Below are 18,642 nucleotides of genomic sequence, written 5' to 3'. Positions count from 1 at the left end.
GGTGACGGTGCCGGGCAGGGCGGCCGCGCGCGCCGCGGCGCCGGCGGTGGGCGGCAGGCCGCGCAACAGGTCGTCGTCGTTGGGCGTGGCGAAGTTGAAGATCGAGGTCAGGTCGCCGCAGACTGCCCGGCGCCATGGGGAAATATTCGGCTCGGCCACGCCGAAGCGCCGTTCGATGAAGCGCAGCACCGAGGTGTGGTCGAATACCTCGGAATTGACCCAGCCGCCGCGGGTCCAGGGCGACAGCACGTACATGGGCACGCGCGGGCCCAGCCCATAGATGCCGTGCAGATGAGCGGCCGTATCGTCCTTTTCGGCGCCGGTGACGATCTCGTGGTATTCCCCGGCCGTGTCCACGGTGGACGCGCCGGCCAGCGCGCCGGCGCGACCGCGCGAGGGCGGCGCGGGGGGCGGCATATGGTCGAAGAAACCGTCGTTCTCATCGAACATCAACAGCAGCACCGTCTTGCTCCAGACCTCCGGATTGGCGGTCAGCGCATCCAGTACCCGCGCCGTGTAGTCCGCGCCCTGCGCCGGGCTGGACGGGCTGGGGTGTTCGGAGCCGGCCTTGGTGGCGCAGATCCAGGACACCTGCGGCAGCTTGCCGTCCAGCACGTCCTGGCGCAGCGAATCCAGGCCGCGCGTGGTCAGGGCCTTGTCCTTCAGCGCGGCCAGCGAGCCCGGCGCCCCATGGTAGGCGTCGCGGTAGGCCTTGAAGCCCGCCGTGGGGTTGAGCGAATAGTTGTCCGCCATGTCCTGGTAGATGCGCCAACTGACGCCGGCCGCCTCCAGCCGCTCGGGGTAGGTCGTCCAGGTGTACCCGCCCGCCGGGTCGCCGCCCGACAGCTTGTTGTAGAGGTTGCCCAGCGCCGGGCCGTGCCCGCGGCCCAGGCCGTCGTTGGTGCCGGTCCACAGGAACAGCCGGTTGGTGTTGGTGCCGCCGGTGAACGAACAGTGATAGGCGTCGCACACGGCGAAGGCGCGCGCCATGGCGTACTGGAAGGGCATGTCGCCTTCCGTGAAGTAGGCCATGGAATGGTTCTTCTTGGCCGCGGGCCACTTGCCCATGCGGCCGCCGTCCCAGGCCGCCTGCGCATTCGACCAGGTATGCGGCGTGCTGGCGATGCGCATGTACTCCGCCACCTTGCGCGTGTCCGCGTGAAAGGGCAGGACGGTGCGCGGCCCTTCGCCGGCCTGGTCGTTGTACTGCGCCCAGACCGTGCGATGCGCGCGTTCGGGGCTGTCGGGCACGGGGATCGGGAACCGGTCGCCGAAGCCGCGCACGCCCGCCAGCCCGCCGAAATAATGGTCGAACGAGCGGTTCTCCTGCATGAAGATCACGATGTGCTCCACATCGCGGATCGTGCCCGTGCGGCGGGCGGCGGGAATCGCGAAGGCGCGGCGCAGCGGCGCCGGCAGCAGGGCCAGGGCGCTGCCCGCGGCGGCGAGCGAGGCGCTGTTGCGGAGGAAGTCGCGGCGTGTGTGCATGGAGTTCCTGCGCATGGCTTTGGGGGATGTTCAGCTTGCGGGGTTATCTGCCCGATGGCCAGCGTCCGCCCAGCGCCTGCGTCGCGGACGCCGCGGCCTCCTGGGCCAGCTTGGCCATTTTCTTGACGGCGGCGGGAGTGAAGCGTTCTTTCGGCCCGGACAGGGAAATGGCGCCGCAGATGTCGTCGTCGGGGCCGAACACGGGGCTGGCCACGGCCGCGCAGTTCGGGTCGCGTTCGCCCATGGAGGTCAAGGACAGGCCGGCCTGCGCGGACGCTTGCCCATCGATCAGGTAGGCGGTGATCAGCCGGCCCGCCGCGCCTTTGTCCAGCGGCAGGAGGTCGCCCACTCGGATGCGGTCGAGCGTGGAATGATGGGAGTCCACGCGCAGCAGGCACACGCGCGATTGCGCGTCGTGATAGACGTGGAACGACGCGCTCTCCGTTCCCTTGTCCACCAGCCCCTGCAGCAGGGGGAGGATGGTTTCGGTCAGCCGGTAGGTGGCCTCGTACGCGCGTCCCAGTTGATGGGCATACGGGCCCAGGGCATAGCGCCCGTCGGCGCGGCGCACCACCAGGGCGGCTTTTTCCAGCGATGCGATAAGCCGCAAGAGCGTGCTCTTGTAAAACCCCGTGGCTCGGGAAAGGTCGGCAAGTGTGATGGGGTCGGTGCGTTGCGCGACGGCCCCGATGATTGCCAGGGCGCGTTCGACGGCCGCGACGCCGTCGGTGGAGTTTTCCTGAGTGGGGGTACGGCTCATTGGAATGGTAAGGGGGTGATTTGGCGGTGGTTCCCTACTCCGCGTCGATCACCCGGCTGATGACCGGGAAGTAACGGTTGCCTTGCCCCTGGACTAGCGCCGCATCGAACCAGACATCCACGTTGCGGGCGCCAAGCGCTTGCACGCCGGTCTGTTCCGCCAGCGCCAAGGCATAGCGCAGGTCTTTGCGGGCGTAGTCCACAGGGAAGGCTTTTTCGGGAAAATCTCCAGGCAGAATAGCCTTTAAGCCGTGGTTGCGCAACGCGAAGCTGTCGGCCGATCCGCGGGTGAACGTCTCCAGCAGGACCTGGGGATCCACCCCGGAACGGCGGGCGATGGCGCGGGCTTCGGACAGGGCGACCACGGTCTCGAACAGCACCATATTGTTCAGGATCTTCACCACCTGGCCGCTGCCGATGGGGCCGCAATAGGTGATCTCGTTGGCGAAAGCGGAGACCAGCGGCTTGACGGACTCGAAGGTCTGCCGATCGCCGCCGATCATGACCGACAGGGTGCCGGCTTCCGCCGCGGCGCGGGTGCGGGCCACGGGGGCGTCGATGAAGGTCGCGCCCTTCGCCGCGAACTCGCGCGCCAATTCGCGCGTCACGTCCACCGGCGAGGTGCTCAGGTCGACGATCAACTGGCCGGGCCGCGCATGCGCCAGCAGTCCGTCGGCGTCGCGCGATAGCTGCGCGACGACTTCGCCGGACGGCAGGGACAGGAACACCACGTCGCTTTGCCGCATGATCTGCGCGGCCGTTGCCGCGGTCACGCCATGCGGCGCCAGCCGTTGCAGGGGGGCGGAGTCGTTGTCGCAGCCCGATACCGGCAGTCCGCTCTTGACGGCCAGGTTGCGGCATATCGGTTCGCCCATGACGCCCAGGCCGATGAAGCCGACGCGTTGAAATTCAGCCATATAAGTATCTCCGATAGGAAGAGGGGGGAGGGCCGCAGCCGCGGCCGGGAATGGAACGGGGGGCGTTGGGCTACATGCCGAAGTAGATGCCCTTGGATTGCTGGTACAGCCGCAGTCCGCTCACGCCTTTCTCGCGGCCGATGCCGCTTTGCTTGAAGCCGCCGAAGGGCGTGGATATCGATAGCTGCTTGTAGGTGTTGATCCACACGCTGCCCGCTTCGAGCCGTCCGGCCACGCGCCAGGCGCGGCGGTAATCGGCGGTCCAGATGCCGGAGGCCAGGCCGTAGGCGCTGTCGTTCGCCTGGTCGACCAGATCGTCTTCATCGTCGAACGTCAGCGCGCACAGCACCGGCCCGAAGATCTCTTCGCGCACGACGTGCGCGTCGCGCGAGAGCCCGCCCAGCACGGTGGGGCGGTAGAACGCGCCGGCCGCCAGCCTGGGGCCATCCGGCCGTTCGCCGCCGAGCAGCACGTGCGCGCCTTCGCGGCGCGCCGACTCCACCATGCTCTCGATCTTGCCGCGATGGGCGAAAGAGGCGATCGGCCCCATCTGCGCGCCCTCCGTGTCGGGCAGGTCGACTTTCAGTTGGCCCGCGCGGGCGACCAGCTTTGCGATGAAGGATTCGGCGATGCCGCGCTGCACGTACAGCCGGGAACCCGCCACGCACGACTGCCCGCTGCCTTCGAAAATGCCGCCGATGACCCCTTCGATCGCCGCGTCCTGGTCCGCGTCCGCGAACACGATGTGCGGCGATTTCCCGCCCAGCTCCAGCGCCACCGGCATGAGTTTCTCCGCCGCGGCATGCGCGATCGCGCGGCCGCTGGCGGTCCCGCCGGTGAACGACACCATGCGCACGCCAGGATGCTCGACAAGGCGGCGGCCCACCGTCGATCCCAGTCCGGTGACCACGTTGAGGATGCCGGGAGGAAGGCCGGCCTCGAGCGCGATGCGGCCCAGCACCAGGGCGGGAGACGACGTGACCTCGGAGGGCTTGAGGATCACGGCATTGCCGGCCGCGAGCGCGGGCGCCACTTTCTGCGCTTCCATCGTGAGCGGCGAATTCCATGGCGTGATGGCCACGACGACGCCATACGGTTCGTAATGCGTCATGGAAAGGTAGTTGCCGCGAGGCGGCGTGACTTCGGCGCCAAGCGTTTCGCAGACGCCTGCGTAGTAGCGGAAGGTGGCCGCCGCGCTGGCGACCTGGGCCTTGCACTCCGCCCATACCTTGCCGTTCTCGATCATCTGCAGCCGGGCCAGGACGGAAGCGTTCGCGTCCATGCCGTCCGCGATGCGGCGCAGGATTGCCGCGCGCTGGTGCGGCAGCATGTTGCGCCAGGCCGGTTGGCGCTGCGCCTGCCACGCAGCTTCGACTGCCTGGTCCACCTGCGCCTCGGACGCTGCGCTGACGAGGTAGTTGCGTACGCCCGTCGCGGGGTTGATGGATTCGAACGCGCTGGTCTCCTGCGCAATCCATTGTCCGCCTATCAGCATGGATTTCAGGGTATCCGGGGTATCGGACATGATGCTCTGCTCCTCTCTCGGTGGGGCTTCCCGGGTTGGTCCCAAATCCCGGAAAACACCTATTCATTGACATATCGGGTTTGAAAAAATATAAAATAGAATAAGCGTTCTGTCTACTGGAACGATAAAGAGTACGCTCAAGCCGAAGACGAGAGGAGACATTCCGATGCGATGCAAGTGGTTGCCCGCCCTGGCCTGTGCCGCGGCGCTGTTATCCGGAGCGGCGCAGGCCGACTCATACCCCGCGAAGCCCGTGACGATGATCGTGCCTTATCCGGCGGGAGGCGCCACGGACGTGGTGGCGCGCGCCGTTGCGGAGAAGTTGACGCAGTCCTGGGGCAAGTCGGTCATCGTCGAGAACCGTGCCGGCGCCGGCACGACCATCGGCGCCAGCGCGGTGGCGCGCGCCCAGGGCGACGGCTATACGCTGTTCATGACCACGTCGGCCCACACCATCAGCGGCCATCTCTACACCAAGCTCAACTACGACCCGGTCAAGGACTTCGCGCCCATCACGCTGGTCACCAAGGTTCCGCTGGTGCTGGTGGTCAATCCGGCGGTTCCCGCCACGAACCTGCAGGAATTCCTGGCCTACCTGAAGCAGGACGGCGCGGCGGTCAATTTCGCGTCGCCGGGCAACGGCACGGCCCAGCACCTGAGCGGCGAACTGTTCAAGATCGCCACGCAGTCCGCCATCACTCACGTGCCGTACCGCGGAGACGCGCCGGCCTTCACCGACCTGGCCGGCGGCCAGGTGCAGATGATGCTGGCGACGATCACCTCGGCGCTGCCGCTGATCCAGTCCGGCAAGCTGCGCGCGCTGGCCGTGGCCAACGGCAAACGCGTCCAGGCGCTGCGCGACGTGCCCACCTTCGCAGAGGCCGGCATGCCCGGGTTCGAGGCCGCCACCTGGTTCGGATTGCTGGCTCCGTCGTCGCTGCCGCCGGCTCAGGCGCAGCGCATCTACGAGGACGTATCGAAGATCGTCGCCACGCCCGACATGCAGGCGCGGATCGAGGGGCTGGGAGGAGAGGTCGTCAATAGCACGCCCGAAGCCTTCGCCGTATTCATGAATCAAGAGCAGGAGAAGTGGGGGCAGGCCGTCAAGGCTTCGGGCGCCGTCGCGGCGCAATAAGCACCGGGCGCCCGCGGCTCGTGCGTCCCGAACGGCAGAAGCGGGCGCGGCAATGGAACTTGTCTCGTCCGGTTCCGTGTTGACACGGCAAGTTTTCGATCGATAGAATGTTCTCATAGAAAGAATAATCGTTCTGTTGAAAAGAACGATAACAGAGGAGGCACTATGGAAATCCCATCCATTCCCGCTGAAGACAGCCGCGGCGCGCAGTTGGCCCGGCGCTTCTGCCGCCTGGCGCCGTCGTTTTCGCGCCGGCGGGCCGTCCATCTGGACATGCTGCTGCGGTTCGGCGCGCATCCGGTGCTGGTGCGCGTGCGGGACGGACGCGTGGCGTCGGCGGAAACGCCTTCCCTGCCGCTGCCGTCCTGCGACTTTGCGGTGCGGGCGTCGGAGGAGGCCTGGTCGCGTTTCTGGCAGTCCGTGCCGGCCGCGGGCTGGCACGACATCTTTGCGCTCGGCAAGCGGCGCGAGCTTGTCATCGACGGCAATCTGCAGCCGCTGATGGCCCATCTGCAATTCATCAAGGACCTGCTGGCGATAGGCCGGGAGGCGCAAGCATGACGGCGGCCCTGGAACCCATCGTCGGCCGCTACGTGTCGTTCGATATCGCCGGCAAGACTTGCCGCGTCTATTTCGAAGAGGCCGGCAGCGGCATCCCCCTGGTCTGCCTGCATACGGCGGGCGCGGACAGCAGACAGTACCGGCACATGATGTGCGACGCCGACATCACGTCGCGGTATCGCGTCATCGCGTTCGACCTGCCCTGGCATGGCAAGTCCTATCCGCCGGAAGGCTGGCAGGACGAGGAATACCGCTTGTCGACGGAACTTTACGTCGAGACCATATTGGCGTTTTGCGACGCGCTGGCGCTGGACCGCCCCGCCTTGATCGGCTGCTCGATCGGCGGGCGCATCGTGCTGCAGCTCGCCCATTTGCACGGGGAGCGCTTCCGCGCGTTGATCGGCGTGGAGGCGGCGGACTTCCAGGAACCCTGGTACGACATCGCATGGCTGCACCGGGGCGATGTGCACGGCGGCGAGGTTTGCGCCGCGCTGGTCTCGGGCCTGGTCGCGCCGCAGTCGCCGGCCGTGCATCGCCACGAGACGCTCTGGCAGTACATGCAGGGCGGGCCGGGCGTGTTCCGCGGCGATCTCTACTTCTATCGCGTGGACGGCGACCTGCGCGGCCGGCTGGACGGCATCCGCACCGACCGGTGCCCGCTTTATCTGCTCACGGGCGAGTACGACTTTTCCTGCACCCCTGAAGACACTTTGCGGACCGCCGCCGGCATACCCGGCGCGCAAGTCACCGTCATGCGCGAGTTGGGGCACTTCCCGATGAGCGAAAACCCGCGGCAGTTCCGTGGCTACGTGCTGCCGGTACTGGACGCCATCGCCCGCCGGTAGAGCGGGCGCAACCGACGGGCAGCCACTGCCCGCGCACCCACAGGAGACATCATGCGTTATCCGATCATTCTGGCCGGCCTCGTGGCCCTGGCCACGTTGCCCGCCGCGCAGGCGCAGGAGACCCTTAAACTGGGCGCGCTGGTTACGCTGTCCGGCGCCGGCGCCGCGTGGGGGCAGGGCATGAAGAATGCCGCAGAGGTGGCGGCCGACCAGGTCAACGAGGCGGGCGGACTGGAGGTCGGCGGCAAGAAGTACCGTGTCCAGGTCGTTGCCTACGACGACAAGTACCAGGCCAACGAAGCCGTGACCGTGGCCAACCGGCTGGTGTTCGAGGACAAGGTCCGCTACATCGTGGGGCCGGTCGGCTCCGCGCCGGTCCTGGCGATCCAGCCGATGACCGAAAAGAACAAGGTCATCCTGCTGACGCTCGGGTTCACCGCCAAGGCGCTGTCGGCCGACAAGCCCTACACGTTTCGTCCCAATGTGACCACGGCCGAGGTTTCGCAGCCGCAGATCGACTGGTTCGTGAAGGCGCAGGGGTTGAAGAAGGTGGGCGCGCTGTTCCCCAACGACGAGACCGGGCAGCAGATCGCGCTGGACCTCGAAGCCGCCTACAAGAAAGCGGGCGCGGCGCTGTCGACGAAGGAATTCTTCGAGCGCGACCGCGTGGATTTCGTGCCGCTGCTGACCCGCATGATGGCGCGCGGCATCGACGCGATCGAACTGGACGGAAACTCTCCCACCACGGCCGGCCTGATCGTCAAGCAGGCGCGCGAGCTCGGTTTCGAGGGGCGCATCGTCCGCACCGGCGGACCCGCTACCCAGGAGATCGTGAACGTGGCCGGAAAACAGGCCACCGAAGGCATGCTGGTCCACACGCCGATCGATCCGGACCTGCCCGCGACCAAGGCCTACGCCGAACGGTATGCGGCCAAGTACAAGCATTCCATGAACGGCTTCAGCCCGGCGTTCTACGACGGCACGCTCATGCTGTTCGAGGCCATGCGTCGCGCCGGCACCGTCGAAGACACCGAACGCGTGCGGGCCGAGATGGAGAAGCTCGACGGCTTCGAGGGTTCCCTGGGCAGGCTGAGTTGGACCGGGCGCGCCATGTACGGCATCGACCACCAATTGAACGCGCCTTTCTATGTCGCCGAGGTCAAGGACGGCCGCGAAGTCATACGGGCGCGCTGCACCGTCGAGGGGTGCCGCTGAGGCGGCGGAGGATCGACGTGGACTGGAGCATTCTGTTGACGCAGGCCACGATCAACGGCTTGATCGTGGGGCTGCTGTACCTGCTGATGGCGGTGGGATTCACGCTGGTGTTCGGCGTAATGAGGATGGTGAACTTCGCGCACGGCGAGTTCTACATGCTCGGCGCGTTCGGCGCCTATTTCCTGACCACCCAGGCAGGCCTGTCTTTCCTGCCGGCGGTGGCCTTGACGTTCGCGCTGGCGGTCGCCGGGGGCGCGGTGCTGGAATGGGGCGTGCTCAAGCCGTTTCGCCGGGACGAACTCAACGGCATGATCGCGACCATCGGCCTGGCGATGATTCTGCAGAACGTTGCCCTGATGTTCTTCGGGCCCGATCCGCTGTCCATGCCGGCCGTCGCCCAGGGCACCGCCAGGTTCGGCAAGGTCGTCGTCCCTTTGTCGCGCATCTATGTGGTGGCGTTCGCGCTGCTGGCCCTGGCGCTGCTTTACGGGTTTCTGCGCTATTCCCGCCCCGGCCGGGCGCTGCGGGCGGTGGTGGAGGATTTCGAGATCGCGGCCATACAAGGCATCCGCTCCCGCATCTACTACCCGCTGGGTTTCGGCCTGGGAGTCGGCCTTGCGGCCGTGGCGGGGGCGTTGATGGCGCCGCTGTTCTCGGTGTCGCCGTTCGTCGGCGCCACGCCCTTGCTCAAGGCGTTCATCGTGGTGATCCTGGGCGGGCTGGGCAGTATCCCCGGGGCGGCCGTGGCCGGCCTGGCGCTGGGCCTGGCCGAGAGCTACGGCAGCCTGATGTTCGAAAGCAGCACCGCGGACATGCTGATTTTCGCCATTGTGATCGTGATGCTGGTCGTGCGGCCCAAGGGGCTGCTGGGCCGGGGGGAGGCATAAGCCATGACGGAACTTTCTCTTGCGTCCGGCCCGGCGCGGCCCGCGCCGCTGCGCTGGCTGCTGTGGGTGGCGCTGGCCGCGGCCGCGGTGGCGCCGTGGTTCGCCGGGCCTTTCGTCCAGCACTTGGCGGTGTTGACCTGCCTCAATGTGCTGATCGTCAACGGCCTGGCCCTGATCGCGCGCTGCGGCCAGCTTTCGCTGGGGCACGCCGCCTTCGTCGCCGTGGGCGCCTACGGTTCGGTGCTGGCCGCGCGCTATCTGGGGCTGGGGTTCCTGTCCGGGGCGCTGGCCGGCATTGCGCTGACGGCGCTGGTCGCGCTGGCGCTGGGGGCGGTCATCCTGCGCCTGAAGGGCGTGTATTTCGTGCTCGTCACGTTCGCATTCGGGGAGTTGCTGCGGCTGATCCTGCTTGACGGCGCCTCCTGGTCCGGCGGGGCCAACGGCATCGCGGGTATCGAGCCGGCCTCCATCGCGGGACTGGCGTTCGACTCCCGCGCCCGGTTCTACGGACTGGCGCTGTTCATCGCATTGGGCTCGGTCGGCTTGTTGAGCGCGCTGGCGCGGCGGCCGTTCGGCCATGCGATCGACGCGGTGGCCGAGAACCCGGCGCTGGCCGAATCCACCGGACTCGGCGTGCGCCGTATCCAGTTGTGCGCCTTCGTGGGCGGTTGCGCGCTTGCCGCGGCGGGGGGCGCGCTGCAGGCGCGCTACGTGGGCTACGTGTCGCCGGAATCGTTCAATGCCAGCATCTCCATCGGCTTCATCATCATGCTCGTCATCGGCGGAAGGCGCTCGGTATGGGGCGGGCTGATCGGCGCCATGGTGCTGACGCCATTGCCGGAACTGTTCCGCGGCGCGGTGCAGACGCAACACATTTTCTATGGCGCGGCGCTGATCCTCATCCTGCGCTTTTTGCCGGCGGGCCTGGCGGGCCTGCCGGGCCCCTGGCAAGCCCGCGGCGGCAAGGAGTCCCAATGAACCAGTCCCTATTGCAGGTCGAGGGCCTGTCGCGCAGCTTCGGCGGCCTGGCGGCCCTGCGCGGCCTGAGCTTTTCCGTGGCCGAGGGCGAAATCGTCGGGCTGATCGGCCCGAACGGCGCGGGCAAGACCACGGCGTTCAACGTCATCAGCGGCACCATGCCGCCCAGCGCCGGCCGCGTGCGTTTCGACGGCCGCGACATTTCGGGCGGGCCGCCCAGCCGGGTGGTCGTGCAAGGCCTGGCACGCACCTTTCAGTCCACGTCGACCTACCCTGACGCCACGGTGGCGGAGAACATCCGGCGCGGCATGTTGTCGCGTGTCCGGCATTCCTGGCTGCGCCGGCTGGCTGGGCGCAGCCACGATCTGCTGGACGACGCGCAGATCGCGCACGAGGTCGACCGCCTGTTGGCCTTGCTGGATCTCCAGGCCTGGCGCGACGCGCCGGCGGGGGCCCTGGCCTACGGCCTGCAGAAGAAGCTGGGGATCGCGGTGGCGCTGGCCTGCCGTCCCCGGATGCTGCTGCTCGACGAGCCCGCGGCCGGGCTGAACCACGAAGAGTGCAACGAACTGGGCCGGCTGTTGCGCAGGCTGCGGTCGGAGGAGGGCCTGACGATGCTGCTGGTCGAGCATCACATGGCGCTGGTCATGGAGTTGTGCCATCGCATCGTCGTTCTGGTCCAGGGAGAGAAAATCGCCGAAGGCGCGCCGCAGGCCATACGCGAGAACCCCGCCGTCATCGAAGCCTATCTGGGAGCCCCCGACTATGCCCATGCTTGAAGTCCAGGACCTGAAGGTGCGCTATGGCCGGCTGGAAGCCGTGCGCGGAGTCAGCTTCGCGGTGGAGCGCGGCCAGATCGTGGCGCTGGTCGGTTCCAACGGAGCGGGCAAGAGTTCCACCTTGAAGGCGCTGATCGGCCTGGCGCCGGCGGCGGCCGGCCGGATTCTGTTCGACGGCCGCGATATCGCCAGCCTGGGATCCGCCGCCCGAGTGGCCGGCGGCCTGTCCCTGTCGCCCGAGGGGCGCCGGCTGTTCGGCCGCATGACCGTAAAGGACAACCTGCTGGCCGGCGCGCACGCGGTCCGTTCGCCCGCCGGCGTGCGCAGCCGGCTGGACGAAATCTACGCGCTGTTTCCGCGGGTGCATGAACGCCGGGCCCAGTTGGCGGGGTCGCTGTCCGGCGGCGAGCAGCAGATGGTGGCCATCGGCCGCGCAATGATGGCGCAGCCGCGCTTGCTGATGCTCGACGAACCCTCGCTCGGCATCGCGCCGAAGATCGTGGCGGAGATCGCCGGCGCGATCGAACGCATCAACCGGGAAAGCGGCATCGCCATCATGCTGGTGGAGCAGAATGCGCGGCTTGCGCTGCGCCTGGCCCACCAGGCATACGCTTTCGAGCACGGCGAAGTCGTGCGCAGCGGCAGCGGGGCCGATCTGCTGGCGGACCCGTTCGTGCAGAAAGCCTATCTGGGAGTCTGACTTGAACGATCAGAGGCCGGGCGCCACGCCCGAATACGAAGTCTATGCCATCCGCTATGCGCGGATGCCGCGGCGGCGGCGCGACAACTTCCTCGGCGGGGATCCGCATGACGGCGACATGCCCATGGATTTCTTCGTATGGTTGCTGCGCGGCGCGGAAGGCATCGTCCTGGTCGACACCGGGTTCAACGCCGATATGGCGCGGAAGCGCCGCCGCGAGCTGATCCACTGTCCCATCGAGGCGCTGGCGCCCCTGGGCGTGCGCCCCGAGGACGTGCAGCACGTGGTGCTGACGCATCTGCATTACGACCATGCCGGCAATCTCGACCGCCTGCCGCAAGCGCGTTTCCATGTACAGGATGCCGAGATGGACTATGCCACCGGCCGGTGCATGTGCTTCGAGCCGCTGCGGCATGCCTATGCGGTCGAGGATGTGGTCGCGCTGGTCAGGCGCGTCTACGAAGACAGGGTCGTATTCCACGACGGCGATTCGGTGCTGCTGCCCGGCATCGAACTGCTGAAGATCGGCGGCCACACCAAGGGCTTGCAGGCCGTGCGCGTGCACACGGCGAGAGGCTGGGTGGTGCTGGCTTCGGACGCAAGCCACTACTACGAAAACATGGGGGCGGGCCGCCCCTTTCCCATCGTGTACAACACGGCCGAGATGCTGTCGGGATACGCCAAGCTGTTAGCTGCGGCGCAATCCGAGGCACACGTCGTGCCCGGACACGATCCGGAGGTGCTGACGCGCTACCCCCGCTGGCGGGAGTCGCCGCATGTGGCGGTGCTGCATGCGCCGCCCCGGGATTCCTGATCCCGGGAGCGGCTGCCGGAGGCGTCAGCGGCGGCCGGTGCTTTCCGCGTAATCCATGTACAGCTTGTGCGCGCGGCGCGCCATCGGGCCGTATTCCAGGGCGCGGTCTTCGACGCGGTTCACGTGCACGACCTTGCCGTAGTTGCCCGAAGAGAAGACTTCGTCGGCGGCTTCGACGTCGGCCCGCGTGAGGCTGCGTTCCTGCACCTCGACGCCGTCGGCCTTCAGCAGGGCCAGCACGCGGCGGCGGGTGATGCCGTTCAGGAAGGTGCCGTTGTCCACGGGCGTGGACACCACGCCGTCCTTGGCGATCCAGAGGTTGCTGGTGGCGAATTCGGCGATGTTGCCCGCGCCGTCCAGCATGATGGCGTTGTCGTAGCCTTTTTCCGCGGCTTCGCGGATGGCGCGCTGGCCGTTGGGGTAGAGGCAGGAGGCCTTGGCGTCGGTGGGCGCCATGTTGGGCCAGGACCGCGCGAAGCTGGAGAAGCAGGCGGAAAAGCCCTGGTCGCCGGGCATCGGGACCTTGAACACGTGCAGCACGAACTGCGTCTTGTCGGCGTCGGGCAGCAGGAAGCCGTCGGCGCAATAGAACATGGGCTTGATGTAGAGCTCGGTGCCCGGCGGGAACTTGGCCACGGCCTGCAGGCACAGCGATTGGATGTCTTCCCAGCCGATCTGCGGTTTCATCAGCATTTTCTCGGCCGAGCGCACCACGCGCTGGCAGTGCAGGTCCAGGTCGGGTGTCAGGCCGCGGAAGGCGCGGGCGCCGTCGAAGACCATGCTGGCCATCCAGAAGGCGTGGTCGGCGGGGCCGAGCAGTTTGGGATTTTCGGTGGTCCAGCGACCGTCGTGCCAGTACAGGGCGTCCATGGTTGTTTCCTTCGCTTGTATGGGGTGGCGCGTCGACCGCGCCGAAACGTCAGGATACATGAGCCGGGGAACGGCGGCGGGCCGGGCCGCCCGCCTTATTCCTTCGCCAGCGCCGCCTGCACGCGCGCGGCGGTTTCGGCCGGCATCCATTGCCGCCAGACTTCGCCGTACTGCTTGAGGAAGTAGCGGGCGGCGTCCTCGGGTTCCTTGCCTTCGTTTTCCAGCCAGCCCAGGGTGGCGTCGATGGCGTCCTCCGGCACGGCCAGCTTGGCGAAGAAGGAGGCCAGTTGCGGCGCTTCTTTGGCGAAGCCGGCGTTCAGGCCCGTGACCACCGGGTTGGGCTTGAATTCCGTGGCGACCGGGCTGGCGCATTTCGGGTCGGTCATGCAGGTGTAGGCCCGCTGGTCGAAGGGCGGCAATTCCAGCTTGACCAGGTCCAGCGCGCCCACCAGCGAGGTCGGCGTCCAGTAGTAGAAGACGATGTCGCGCTTGCGCTTGTAGGCCGAGACGATGGCGGCCTTCTGGGCGGCGCCCGAGCCGGGCGCGAAGAGCGCGTAGTCGCGGTCCAGGCCCAGCGCGCGCAGCAGGTTGTCGTTGAGCGTGCCGCAGGCCCAGCCGGCGGGGCAGCCATAGATGCGGCCGCGCCCCGGGTCCTCGGGGTCGGCGAACACCTCCTTGAAGCGCGTCAGGTCGGATGCGGCCTTCAGGCCGGGGTGGCGCTCCACGGTGTAGCGGGGCACATACCAGCCTTCGCCGGCATCGTAGACGTGGCCCACGCCCAGCACGCGGCCGCTGGCCAGCGCCTTCTTCCAGGCGCCCTCGATCTGTCCCGGCCAGACCTCGGGGGTGACGTCCACGTCTCCGCGCTGCAGCGCCGCCAGCATGGGCAGCGTCTCGCCGATCTCGACCGAGGTCTTGCAGCCGTAGCCGTGTTCGAGGACGTAGCGTTCGATGCCCGCCAGCACCAGGTTCGATTCCCAGTTCAGGCCGCTGAAGCGCACCGGGCGATCGACTTCGCAGGCCGGGGGCGAAGAGGGTGAGGCCTGGGCCGCCGCGGCGGACGGCATGGCCGCGGCCAACGCCAGGGCGCAAAAGGCGGAGGCGATGTGCAAGTTGCGCATGGTCGGGCACCTGTCGGGTTGGGTGCCTGTCATTGTACGGGGCCGGCGGGAGGCGACCGCGGGTCCGCAATGCAAACGGGGCCGCATGCGGCGGCCCCGTCCGGTCATGGGGGCGTGCGTTCTAGGCGCGGGCGGCGCGCCGGCGGTTCACGAACGCGCCGATCTCGCCCACGATGCCGCGGCGGAACGCCAGCACGCAGATCACGAAGATCAGGCCGATCACGATCGTGACGGATTCGCCCAGGCGCAGGAACCAGTCCACGCCGGTCAGGCTGGCCATGGCCTGGCCGAAGTCGCCCACCTTGTTCTCGAGCAGCACGACGATGAAGGCGCCCAGGATGGGGCCGGTCAAGGTGCCCAGGCCGCCGATCAGCGTCATGAGGATCACCAGGCCGGACATCTGCCAGGTGGCGTCGGACAGGGTGGCGGACACGAACACCAGCGTCTTGGTGGCGCCGGCGAGCCCGGCGATGGCGGCGGACAGCACGAAGGCGAGCAGCTTGAAGCGGTCGACGTCGTAGCCCAGCGAGATGGCGCGCGGTTCATTCTCGCGCAGGGCCTGCAGCACTTGCCCGAAGGGCGAGTGCACCGTGCGCCAGATGATGAAAAAGCCCAGCGCGAACACGCCCATCACGACGTAGTACAGATTCAGGTCCTTGGACAGGTCGACCAGGCCCAGCAAGGTGCCGCGCGGCACGCTTTGCAGCCCGTCTTCGCCGCCGGTGAACTTGGCCTGCAGGAAGAAGAAGAACACCATCTGCGCCAGCGCCAGGGTGATCATGGCGAAATAGATGCCGCTGCGGCGGATGGCGAGCGCGCCCATGGCCAGGCCCAGCAGCGCCGCGACGGCCACGCCGAACAGCAGGCCGATCTCGGTGGGAAAGCCCCAGACCTTCATGGCGTGCCCGGCGGCATAGGCCGCGCTGCCCAGGAAGGCGGCATGGCCGAACGACAGGAGCCCGGTGAAGCCCAGCAGCAGGTTGAACGCGCAGGCGAAGAGCGCGTAGCACATGACCTTCATGGCGAAGATCGGATACACCCCGACGAAGGGAAGAATGGCCACCACGATGGCCAGCGCCGCATAGCCCAGGAATTGACGATTCATTTCTCTTTTCCGAACAGCCCGGCCGGGCGAATCAACAGAACAATGGCCATGATGATGAAGACGACCGTGCTGGAGGCTTCGGGCCAGAACACCTTGGTCAGGCCTTCGATGACGCCCAGGCCCAGCCCGGTGACGATGGCGCCCATGATGGACCCCATGCCTCCGATCACGACGACCGCGAACACGACGATGATGAGGTTGGACCCCATCAGCGGGGAAATCTGCAGCACGGGCGCGGCCAGCACGCCGGCGAAGCCCGCCAGCGCCACGCCGAAGCCGTAGGTCAGCGTGATCATGCGGGGCACGTTGACGCCGAAGGCCTCGACCAGCTTCGGGTTTTCGGTGCCGGCGCGAAGCAGCGCGCCCAGCCGGGTGCGCTCGATCACGAACCAGGTGGCCAGGCACACGATGATGGAAGCCGCCACGACCCAGCCGCGGTAGTTCGGCAGGATCATGAAGCCCAGGTTGGTCGCGCCGCGCAGGGCGTCGGGCGTGGGGTAGGGCTGGCCCGACACGCCGTAGAAGCTGCGGAACAGCCCCTCGATGAGCAGCGTCAGCCCGAAGGTCAGCAGCAGCCCGTACAGGTGGTCGAGCTTGTACAGATGCTTGAGCAGGAGTTTTTCGATGATGATGCCGAACAGCCCCACGATCAGCGGCGCCAGGATCAGCATGACCCAGTAGTTCAACCCGAAGTACGACAGGCCCATCCAGGCGACGAACGCGCCCAGCATGTAGAGCGCGCCGTGCGCGAAGTTGATGACGTTCAGCAGCCCGAAGATGACGGCCAGCCCAAGGGACAGCATGGCGTAGAAGGAGCCGTTGACCAGGCCTAGCAATAGCTGGCCGAACAAGGCCTGTATGGGGATGCCGAAAAAGTCAGTCATCTTGTAAAAATCCTGCGCGTACGGATGGATGCGGGCGATTCGGGATGCTGCCCGGCGGGTGGCCGGGCAGCATCAGGGACAAATAGGCTGGATTACTTCTTGACCAGCTTGCAGGTGGACTCGGACAACTTGGTGTAGACCTCGTCGCCGGGCAGCGTCGCCACGACCTTGTAGTAGTCCCACGGACCCTTGGACTCGGCAGGCGTCTTCACCTGCATGAGGTACATGTCATGGATCATGCGGCCGTCTTCGCGCACGTAGCCGCCCTGGGCGAAGAAGTCGTTGACCTTGTTCGACTTCATCCACTTCATCACCGCGTCGGCATCGTCCGTGCCCGTGGCCTTGACGGCGTTCAGGTAGAAGGACGCCGCCGAGTAGTCGCCGGCCTGCAGCATGGAGGGCTTGCGGCCCACCTTGTCTTCGAATTTCTTGGACCAGGCGCGCGAGGCGTCGGATTGATCCCAGTACCAGCCGTCGGTCAGGTACATGCCTTGCGTGGCTTGCAGGCCCAGCGAGTGCACGTCGTTGATGAACACCAGCAGGCCGGCCATCTTCATGGTCTTGGTCACGCCGAATTCGTTGGCGGCCTTGATGGTGTTGATGGTGTCGCCGCCGGCGTTGGCCATGCCGAGGATCTGGGCCTTGGAGGCTTGGGCCTGCAGCAGGAAGGACGAGAAGTCCGAGGCGCCCAGCGGCGCGCGCACCTGGCCCTTGATCTCGCCGCCCGCGGCCTTGACCACGGCAATGGTGTCGCGCTCCAGCGCATGGCCGAACGCGTAGTCGGCGGTCAGGAAGAACCAGCTCTTGCCGCCGTCCTTCACCACCGCGGAACCCGTTCCGCGCGCCAGCGCGACGGTGTCGTAGGCGTAGTGGACGGTGTAGGGCGAACATTGGGCGTTGGTCAGGTCGGACGCGCCGGCGCCCACCGCGATGAAGGGCTTCTTCTTTTCGGCCGCGACCGCGGCCATGGCCAGGCTGGTGGCCGAGTTGGTGCCGGCGACGATGACGTCGACCTTCTGCTGGTCGAACCATTCGCGCGCGCGGGCGGAGGCCACGTCGGCCTTGTTCTGGTGGTCAGCGGACACCACTTCGATCTTCTTTCCGTTGACGGTGCCGCCAGCGTCTTCGATCGCCATCCGGATCGCGTCCAGACCGGCCTTGCCGTCGATGTCGGAATACACGCCCGACATGTCAGTGATGAAGCCGATGCGGATGACATCGTCGGAGATACCTTGCGCGTGGGCGGTTGCCCCCGCAAATCCCAGGCCCGCCAAGGCCAGTGCAGCAGTGATGGTGTGCAGCTTCATGGGATGACTCCTCTTCCCTACGGTGTAGTGTTGCCGGGGTTCCGGCGGATGACAGGTTTTTTACACGCCCAGCAGTTCGTTGAGCGTGTCCTGTTTTTCTGAAAGTTCTGCGGCTTCGAAGTGCTCGACGATCTGGCCGTGCTCCATGACGTAGAAGCGGTCGGCCAGCGGCGCGGCGAAGCGGAAGTTCTGTTCCACCATGACGATGGTGTAGCCCCGCTGCTTGAGCGCCGTGATCATGCGCGCGAGCGCCTGCACGATGACGGGCGCGAGGCCTTCGGAGATCTCGTCGAGCAGCAGCAGGTTGGCGCCGGTCCGCAGGATGCGCGCGACGGCCAGCATCTGTTGTTCGCCCCCGGACAGGCGGGTGCCGGGGGAGTTCCGGCGTTCCTGCAGATTGGGGAACATGTCGTAGATCTCGGCCAGCGACATGCCGCCGCCCAGCGAGCCGACGACGGGAGGCAGCAGCAGGTTCTCTTCGCACGACAGGCTGGCGAAGATGCCGCGTTCCTCGGGGCAATAGCCCACGCCCAGGTGGGCGATCTTGTAGGTGGGCAGGTCGATGGCCTCGGTGCCGTGGATGCGCACCGAACCCTTGCGCGATCCCGTCAGGCCGAGAATGGCCCGCAGGGTCGTGGTGCGCCCGGCGCCGTTGCGCCCGAGCAGGGTGACCACGGCAATGTCCCAGGCGTAGTTGAAGGTTGAAGGCGGCGGTTCGCCAGTGGAATCCGAGAGAATCGGGTTTCCAGGAC

At 67.1% G+C, this 18,642-nt stretch carries 19 protein-coding genes; 9 read left to right on the top strand and 10 right to left on the bottom strand.

The window, feature by feature from the left end; all coding sequences use genetic code 11:
- From AVE30378_RS31415 to AVE30378_RS31400, 4 genes are all read right to left on the bottom strand, one after another.
- Positions 1–1,488: phosphocholine-specific phospholipase C (locus tag AVE30378_RS31415; protein WP_129246958.1), on the bottom strand; the 1,488-nt coding region annotated here is incomplete at its 3' end.
- Positions 1,489–1,531: 43 nt separating this feature from the next.
- Positions 1,532–2,248 carry an IclR family transcriptional regulator gene (locus tag AVE30378_RS31410; RefSeq protein ID WP_129246956.1) on the bottom strand — a complete coding sequence of 239 codons (717 nt, stop codon included), beginning with the start codon at positions 2,246–2,248 and terminating at the stop codon, positions 1,532–1,534.
- 34 nt (positions 2,249–2,282) lie between these two features.
- A complete protein-coding gene (locus tag AVE30378_RS31405) occupies positions 2,283–3,164 on the bottom strand; it encodes an NAD(P)-dependent oxidoreductase (protein WP_129246954.1) in 882 nt (293 codons plus the stop codon).
- A gap of 70 nt (positions 3,165–3,234) precedes the next feature.
- Positions 3,235–4,689 (bottom strand): aldehyde dehydrogenase, encoded by a 1,455-nt coding sequence (locus AVE30378_RS31400; RefSeq protein ID WP_129246952.1) that lies wholly within the window; start codon positions 4,687–4,689, stop codon positions 3,235–3,237.
- Between the two features lie 166 nt (positions 4,690–4,855).
- Here AVE30378_RS31400 and AVE30378_RS31395 point away from each other — a divergent pair, with 166 nt between their 5' ends.
- The 9 genes from AVE30378_RS31395 to AVE30378_RS31355 all read left to right on the top strand — a co-directional run bounded on the left by AVE30378_RS31395 (position 4,856) and on the right by AVE30378_RS31355 (position 12,603).
- On the top strand, positions 4,856–5,824 hold the full coding sequence (locus AVE30378_RS31395) for a tripartite tricarboxylate transporter substrate binding protein (RefSeq protein WP_129246950.1): 969 nt from the start codon (positions 4,856–4,858) through the stop codon (positions 5,822–5,824).
- 165 nt (positions 5,825–5,989) lie between these two features.
- Positions 5,990–6,385 carry a hypothetical protein gene (locus AVE30378_RS31390; RefSeq protein ID WP_129246948.1) on the top strand — a complete coding sequence of 132 codons (396 nt, stop codon included), beginning with the start codon at positions 5,990–5,992 and terminating at the stop codon, positions 6,383–6,385.
- On the top strand, positions 6,382–7,230 hold the full coding sequence (locus tag AVE30378_RS31385) for an alpha/beta fold hydrolase (protein WP_129246946.1): 849 nt from the start codon (positions 6,382–6,384) through the stop codon (positions 7,228–7,230). The genes AVE30378_RS31390 and AVE30378_RS31385 overlap by 4 nt, the downstream gene beginning before the upstream one ends.
- A 51-nt stretch (positions 7,231–7,281) precedes the next feature.
- On the top strand, positions 7,282–8,445 hold the full coding sequence (locus AVE30378_RS31380; protein ID WP_129246944.1) for an ABC transporter substrate-binding protein: 1,164 nt from the start codon (positions 7,282–7,284) through the stop codon (positions 8,443–8,445).
- Between the two features lie 17 nt (positions 8,446–8,462).
- On the top strand, positions 8,463–9,332 hold the full coding sequence (locus tag AVE30378_RS31375; RefSeq protein WP_129246942.1) for a branched-chain amino acid ABC transporter permease: 870 nt from the start codon (positions 8,463–8,465) through the stop codon (positions 9,330–9,332).
- A 3-nt stretch (positions 9,333–9,335) separates the two neighbouring features.
- Entirely contained in the window at positions 9,336–10,310 is a 975-nt protein-coding gene (locus AVE30378_RS31370) for a branched-chain amino acid ABC transporter permease (protein ID WP_129246940.1), read from the top strand.
- Positions 10,307–11,089, top strand: coding sequence for an ABC transporter ATP-binding protein (locus tag AVE30378_RS31365; RefSeq protein WP_129246938.1), 783 nt, complete (start codon positions 10,307–10,309; stop codon positions 11,087–11,089). Before AVE30378_RS31370 ends, AVE30378_RS31365 begins: the two co-directional genes overlap by 4 nt.
- Complete coding sequence (locus AVE30378_RS31360) at positions 11,076–11,789, top strand: ABC transporter ATP-binding protein (protein ID WP_129246936.1); 714 nt, start codon at positions 11,076–11,078, stop codon at positions 11,787–11,789. Before AVE30378_RS31365 ends, AVE30378_RS31360 begins: the two co-directional genes overlap by 14 nt.
- A 64-nt stretch (positions 11,790–11,853) precedes the next feature.
- A complete protein-coding gene (locus AVE30378_RS31355) occupies positions 11,854–12,603 on the top strand; it encodes an N-acyl homoserine lactonase family protein (RefSeq protein WP_129246959.1) in 750 nt (249 codons plus the stop codon).
- Positions 12,604–12,627: 24 nt separating this feature from the next.
- Here the strand turns inward: AVE30378_RS31355 and AVE30378_RS31350 are convergent, their stop codons facing one another.
- The 6 genes from AVE30378_RS31350 to AVE30378_RS31325 all read right to left on the bottom strand — a co-directional run bounded on the left by AVE30378_RS31350 (position 12,628) and on the right by AVE30378_RS31325 (position 18,628).
- On the bottom strand, positions 12,628–13,473 hold the full coding sequence (locus AVE30378_RS31350; RefSeq protein ID WP_129246934.1) for a branched-chain amino acid aminotransferase: 846 nt from the start codon (positions 13,471–13,473) through the stop codon (positions 12,628–12,630).
- A gap of 95 nt (positions 13,474–13,568) precedes the next feature.
- Positions 13,569–14,594: an ABC transporter substrate-binding protein gene (locus tag AVE30378_RS31345; RefSeq protein ID WP_129246932.1), complete on the bottom strand. Its 1,026-nt coding sequence runs from the start codon at positions 14,592–14,594 to the stop codon at positions 13,569–13,571.
- 121 nt (positions 14,595–14,715) lie between these two features.
- Positions 14,716–15,699: a branched-chain amino acid ABC transporter permease gene (locus AVE30378_RS31340; protein WP_129246930.1), complete on the bottom strand. Its 984-nt coding sequence runs from the start codon at positions 15,697–15,699 to the stop codon at positions 14,716–14,718.
- Complete coding sequence (locus AVE30378_RS31335) at positions 15,696–16,583, bottom strand: branched-chain amino acid ABC transporter permease (protein ID WP_129246928.1); 888 nt, start codon at positions 16,581–16,583, stop codon at positions 15,696–15,698. Before AVE30378_RS31335 ends, AVE30378_RS31340 begins: the two co-directional genes overlap by 4 nt.
- Before the next feature lie 92 nt (positions 16,584–16,675).
- The gene (locus tag AVE30378_RS31330) at positions 16,676–17,890 is read right to left on the bottom strand and encodes an ABC transporter substrate-binding protein (protein WP_129246926.1); all 1,215 of its coding nucleotides are present in this window, start codon (positions 17,888–17,890) and stop codon (positions 16,676–16,678) included.
- Positions 17,891–17,950: 60 nt separating this feature from the next.
- Positions 17,951–18,628 (bottom strand): ABC transporter ATP-binding protein, encoded by a 678-nt coding sequence (locus AVE30378_RS31325; protein WP_244235196.1) that lies wholly within the window; start codon positions 18,626–18,628, stop codon positions 17,951–17,953.
- Positions 18,629–18,642: the final 14 nt, after the last annotated feature.

It is taken from the genome of Achromobacter veterisilvae, assembly GCF_900496975.1.
GTDB classification, from domain to species: domain Bacteria; phylum Pseudomonadota; class Gammaproteobacteria; order Burkholderiales; family Burkholderiaceae_B; genus Achromobacter; species Achromobacter veterisilvae.
Note: the sequence above shows the minus strand (reverse complement) of the source record. Positions and strands in the feature narration are given on the sequence as shown.

Coding starts and splice junctions, on each gene's coding strand:
- AVE30378_RS31330 (WP_129246926.1), bottom strand. CDS start 17,890: ATGAAGCTGCACACCATCACTGCTGCACTGGCCTTGGCGGGCCTGGGA.
- AVE30378_RS31340 (WP_129246930.1), bottom strand. CDS start 15,699: ATGAATCGTCAATTCCTGGGCTATGCGGCGCTGGCCATCGTGGTGGCC.
- AVE30378_RS31385 (WP_129246946.1), top strand. CDS start 6,382: ATGACGGCGGCCCTGGAACCCATCGTCGGCCGCTACGTGTCGTTCGAT.
- AVE30378_RS31355 (WP_129246959.1), top strand. CDS start 11,854: ATGCCGCGGCGGCGGCGCGACAACTTCCTCGGCGGGGATCCGCATGAC.
- AVE30378_RS31380 (WP_129246944.1), top strand. CDS start 7,282: ATGCGTTATCCGATCATTCTGGCCGGCCTCGTGGCCCTGGCCACGTTG.
- AVE30378_RS31410 (WP_129246956.1), bottom strand. CDS start 2,248: ATGAGCCGTACCCCCACTCAGGAAAACTCCACCGACGGCGTCGCGGCC.
- AVE30378_RS31360 (WP_129246936.1), top strand. CDS start 11,076: ATGCCCATGCTTGAAGTCCAGGACCTGAAGGTGCGCTATGGCCGGCTG.
- AVE30378_RS31400 (WP_129246952.1), bottom strand. CDS start 4,689: ATGTCCGATACCCCGGATACCCTGAAATCCATGCTGATAGGCGGACAA.
- AVE30378_RS31345 (WP_129246932.1), bottom strand. CDS start 14,594: ATGCGCAACTTGCACATCGCCTCCGCCTTTTGCGCCCTGGCGTTGGCC.
- AVE30378_RS31405 (WP_129246954.1), bottom strand. CDS start 3,164: ATGGCTGAATTTCAACGCGTCGGCTTCATCGGCCTGGGCGTCATGGGC.
- AVE30378_RS31335 (WP_129246928.1), bottom strand. CDS start 16,583: ATGACTGACTTTTTCGGCATCCCCATACAGGCCTTGTTCGGCCAGCTA.
- AVE30378_RS31370 (WP_129246940.1), top strand. CDS start 9,336: ATGACGGAACTTTCTCTTGCGTCCGGCCCGGCGCGGCCCGCGCCGCTG.
- AVE30378_RS31365 (WP_129246938.1), top strand. CDS start 10,307: ATGAACCAGTCCCTATTGCAGGTCGAGGGCCTGTCGCGCAGCTTCGGC.
- AVE30378_RS31395 (WP_129246950.1), top strand. CDS start 4,856: ATGCGATGCAAGTGGTTGCCCGCCCTGGCCTGTGCCGCGGCGCTGTTA.
- AVE30378_RS31350 (WP_129246934.1), bottom strand. CDS start 13,473: ATGGACGCCCTGTACTGGCACGACGGTCGCTGGACCACCGAAAATCCC.
- AVE30378_RS31390 (WP_129246948.1), top strand. CDS start 5,990: ATGGAAATCCCATCCATTCCCGCTGAAGACAGCCGCGGCGCGCAGTTG.